The following is a 4221-nucleotide window of genomic DNA, read 5'->3' as shown; positions in this document are numbered from 1 at the left end:
CCCTCACCTTTGGCGGCGACGCCAAGGGCGCCCCGGCTCGCGGTGCCGGTGGCAACCTCAAGCGCGACTTCAAGGGGGAGCAGACGCTGCGCCTGGCGATTGCCGCCGACGGCAGCGCCACGCTTACCGTCGGCCCCAGGACCTTCAAACCCACGCCGCCCAAGCCCCTCAACGACAAGGCTGCGCTGACGACCCACTTCAACTCCCGCAGTGCCGAGTCCAAGGCGCCTTTCGGTGCCCAGCCCGCCGGCAGCGAGATCCGCTTCAGCATCGGTAACGACGTGCCCGGCCTGAAGCAGGCCACCCTCGTCATCGAACGCCGCCAGATGACCGGCAACCAGGAGCAGCTCGCCTACGAACCTGTGGCCCGCATCGCCATGACGCCACATTCGCGCGGCATGAGCATCGGCTTCACAGCGAGCTATCGCTTTGACGCTACTGGTATCTACGGCTACTGGTTCGAGATCGAGACCGATCAGGGCAGGTAYGCGCTGCAGAACAACAAGGACCCCATCTACTGGACGCGCGAGAAGGGCTCCATGGGGTCTGCCTCGGTCGAGCGCCTGCCGGCCAACTTGAACCGCGTGCGCCGCTACCGCCAGACCATCCATGCGCCCGGCTTCGAGGTGCCGGCTTGGGGCCGGGACATCGTCTACTACTACGTCTTCCCCGAACGCTTCCGCAATGGCGACAAGGCCAACGACCCGCGCCCCGGTGGCGGCCGGCCACAGGACCGCTACCAGGACCGCGACGTCGAACGCCACGAGAAGTGGAACGAGAAGCCCTTCAAGCCGAGTACGGGCGACGGCTCGGACAAGCTCTACAACAACGACTTCTTCGGCGGCGACCTCGCCGGCATCATCGAGAAGCTCGACTACATCAAGAGCCTGGGGGCCAACGCCATCTACCTGACGCCGGTGTTCCGCGCGCCGAGCAACCACAAGTACGACGCGGCCGACTACAAGCAGATCGACCCGGCCTTCGGCAGCAACGACGACTTCGTTCGCCTGTGCGCCGAAGCCGCCAAGCGCGGCATCCGCGTCATCCCCGACACCTCACTGAACCACGTCGGCGCGGACTCGCCCTACTTCAACCGCTTCTCCAATTTCCCCGCGGGCGGTGCGTTTGACGGCGGCAAGATCAACCCCGCCTCGCCGTATGCGAGCTGGTTCAAGTTCAAGCCCGAGGAGACTGACCCCAACAAGCAGTTCCATGGCTGGGTCGGCGTGTCCGATCTGCCGGAGATCGACAAGAGCGCCCCGTCCTTTCGCGCCTACGCCTACCGCGACAAGGACTCGGTGACCAACCTCTGGCTGGACCGCGGCGCTGCCGGCTGGCGCATGGACGTGGCGCCCTGGGTGCCCGACGACTTCTGGCGCGAATGGCGCCAGGCCGTCAAGGCCAAGAAGCCCGACGCGCTGACCGTCGCCGAGACCTGGTTCGATTCGTCGAAGTACTTCCTCGGCGACATGTTCGACTCGACGATGAACTACATCTTCCGCAACGCCGTGCTGGACTACGCCGCCGGCAAGAGCGGCAAGCTGATGGCCGCAAACCTGGAGCTGATGCGCGAGGCCTATCCGGCGCAGTCCTTCTATGCGCTGATGAACCTGTTGTCGACCCACGACCAGCCGCGCGCCCTGCACCACTTCGGCGAGGACCGCGATCTGGCGCTGGCCAAGCAGCGCCTGCGCCTCGCCGTCTTCTTCCAGATGACCTACCCCGGCTCGCCGACCATCTACTACGGCGACGAAGTGGGCCTGGGCGGTGGCGACGACCCCTACAACCGCGCGCCCTACCCCTGGGCCGACGAAGGCGGCCAGCCCGACAACGCGCTGCTGGCCGACTTCAAGCGCTTGACCCAGCTACGTCACGACCTTCCCGTGCTGCGCCATGGCACGCTGAGCGCACCGCTGCATGTTGACGACCATGTCGTCGTGCTGGCGCGCCAGGACGGCAAGACCTGGGCCATCACCGCCACCAACAACAGCGACAAGCCGCACACCGTCAGCGTCGGCCTGCCCTTTCCGGCCGACCAGCTGCACGACGCGCTCGGCGGCCCTGCCGTGGCCGTGAAGAACGGCTGGATCCAGCTCACTGTGCCGCCCTTGTTCGGCCGCGTCCTCATCACGAAATGATCCTCAACAACCTCGGCCACACCGGCCTGCGCGTCTCAGCCCTCGGCTTCGGCGCGATGCACATCAACGACGAGCGCACGACCGAGGCTGAAGCCGGCGCGTTGCTGAACCATGTGCTGGACCTTGGCATCAACCTCGTCGACACCGCCCGCGGCTACGGCCTCAGCGAGGAGCGGATCGGCCGCCACCTCAACACGCGCCGTGCGGACTTCGTGCTGTCCACCAAGGTGGGCTACGGCATCGAAGGCGTGCCGGACTGGACGTACGACTGCATCGTGCAAGGCGTCGAGCGCGCGCTCAAGCTGATGCAGACCGACTGGCTCGACATCGTCCACCTGCACTCCTGCCCGCTGCATGTGCTGGAGCAAGGCGAGGTCGTGCGCGCGCTGAACGAATGCCGCACCGCCGGCAAGCTGCGCGTGGCGGCCTACTCAGGCGACAACGCCGAGATCGATTTCGCCCTCGTGTGTGGCGCCTTTGGCAGCCTGCAGACCTCGGTCAGCATTTGCGACCAGGCCCATCTGAACCTGCGTGCCGCTCGGGCCGACCATGCCGGCATCGGCGTCATCGCCAAACGCCCGCTGGCCGGCGCCGTCTGGCGCCATGCGCAGCGGCCGGATGACTTCGCAGAAGGCCAGTACTGGGACCGCTTCAAGGCCATGAGCCTGCCCGCGAAGGAAGACTGGGTTGACCTGGCCCTGCGCTTCGCGGCCTTCCACACGGGCGTTGCCAGCGCCATCGTCGGCACCGCCAAACCGGCCAACCTGCGCCGCAACATCGAAGCGATCTCGCGTGGACCGCTGCCAGCCGAACTGGTGGTCGCCGTCCGCGCGGCCTTCGACCAACATGGCGATGCATGGCCGGGCCTGATCTGACGCTGGACGAAGCACGCCAGCGAACCAACCTGGCTTTCATCTCCAGTGGTGCCGAGTTCGCCTTTGGTGATGCGGCCGCGCTGCCCTTGCCGGTCGCGCAACTGAAGGCACTGAACGCCGACAGCCCCGGCGTTGAAGCCGTGCACAACGGCGGCTTGACCGCCGAGGTGCTGTGCCTCAACCACGCCGGCCAGCGCTGGGCCATCAAGCGCGCCCGCGCCGAATGCCGGGTGCGCAACCCCGACGGCCAGACATCCTTCCTGAACGAGCTGCAGCGCCACGCCGAGCTGGCCGGGCTGGGCTTGCCGGGCGTCGTCGCACCGGTCTTCGGCTCGCTGCGCGCCGGCCTCGTCGTGTCGCCCTGGATCGCCGGCCGCCACCCCGGTGTGCTGGACGAGCGCCAAGCCCGCGCGCTGCTGGAGGCCGGGTGCGCGCTGATCGAACACGGCTTCTTCGAGTGGGACTACAGCGCCGGCAATCTGCTGGACGACGGCGAACGCGTCTGGCTCTACGACTTCGGCTACYGCTACCGCTTCGATCCGCTGACGCAGTTCAACAGCGCCGGCCACGGCAGCGACTGCCCGCAGCACCACCCGGCCGAGCGCATCGAAGGCCGGCATCTGTTCGGCGCGCTGCTCGATGCCGGCGACGATGACGACGCCCTGCCGCACTACCTGGGCTTCAAGCGGCTGGCCGCCCAGGCCTATGAAGACCTCGCCAGCCGGCTGGCAGCGCGCGGCGCGACGGCGCGCGTGCTCGGCCACTATCGCGGCCTGGTCGAACGCTGGCGCCGTGCGCTGAGCCACCACCCCAGGCAGCTCTACTTGGCCGACGCTTGGCAGGCCCACCGCAGCGACCTTGACGACGACCTGCGCGGCCGCTCCTGCACGCCGCGCACCCTCACACGCGCCCGGTGGCTCCAGCGGGCGCTGGCAGCGCATGGGCCGGAGCTGCGGGCCGGTGGCGCCCTTTCGCCGCAAGACGCCCTGCTCGGGGACGCCGCCCTGCTGCTGCTGCTGCGCGAACAAGCGCTTGAGGCGCGGCGTTACCAGCTCTGACGCCGGCCGGAGCCGGCTCCTCAACTCATGCGCAAGACACGGGCTGCCTCTTCGAGCCGCGCGTCCTCGATCTCCCTCAACACGCCCGACAGGTCCACCTCACCGCGCTTGTGCTCGTAGCGGCCCGTCAGCGGCATGCCAGGCACCAGC

3 protein-coding genes are annotated in these 4221 nt (G+C 68.1%); all 3 read left to right on the top strand.

Annotation, left to right across the window (positions count from 1 at the left end):
- Positions 1-2138 (top strand): glycoside hydrolase family 13 protein (locus tag AC1DU6_RS21880; RefSeq protein WP_477859572.1); only part of this gene is annotated, 2138 nt, incomplete at its 5' end.
- Entirely contained in the window at positions 2135-3013 is an 879-nt protein-coding gene (locus tag AC1DU6_RS21875; protein WP_477859570.1) for an aldo/keto reductase, read from the top strand. The genes AC1DU6_RS21880 and AC1DU6_RS21875, both read left to right, overlap by 4 nt.
- The gene (locus AC1DU6_RS21870; RefSeq protein WP_477859569.1) at positions 2995-4071 is read left to right on the top strand and encodes a hypothetical protein; all 1077 of its coding nucleotides are present in this window, start codon (positions 2995-2997) and stop codon (positions 4069-4071) included. Before AC1DU6_RS21875 ends, AC1DU6_RS21870 begins: the two co-directional genes overlap by 19 nt.
- The last annotated feature ends 150 nt before the right edge of the window (positions 4072-4221 follow it).

The sequence above is a fragment of the Roseateles sp. P5_B10 genome (genome assembly GCF_056400485.1).
Note: the sequence above shows the minus strand (reverse complement) of the source record. Positions and strands in the feature narration are given on the sequence as shown.

What these genes read in the sequence shown, in the direction of transcription:
- AC1DU6_RS21875 (WP_477859570.1), top strand. Translation starts at nt 2,135, where the DNA reads ATGATCCTCAACAACCTCGGCCACACCGGCCTGCGCGTCTCAGCCCTC.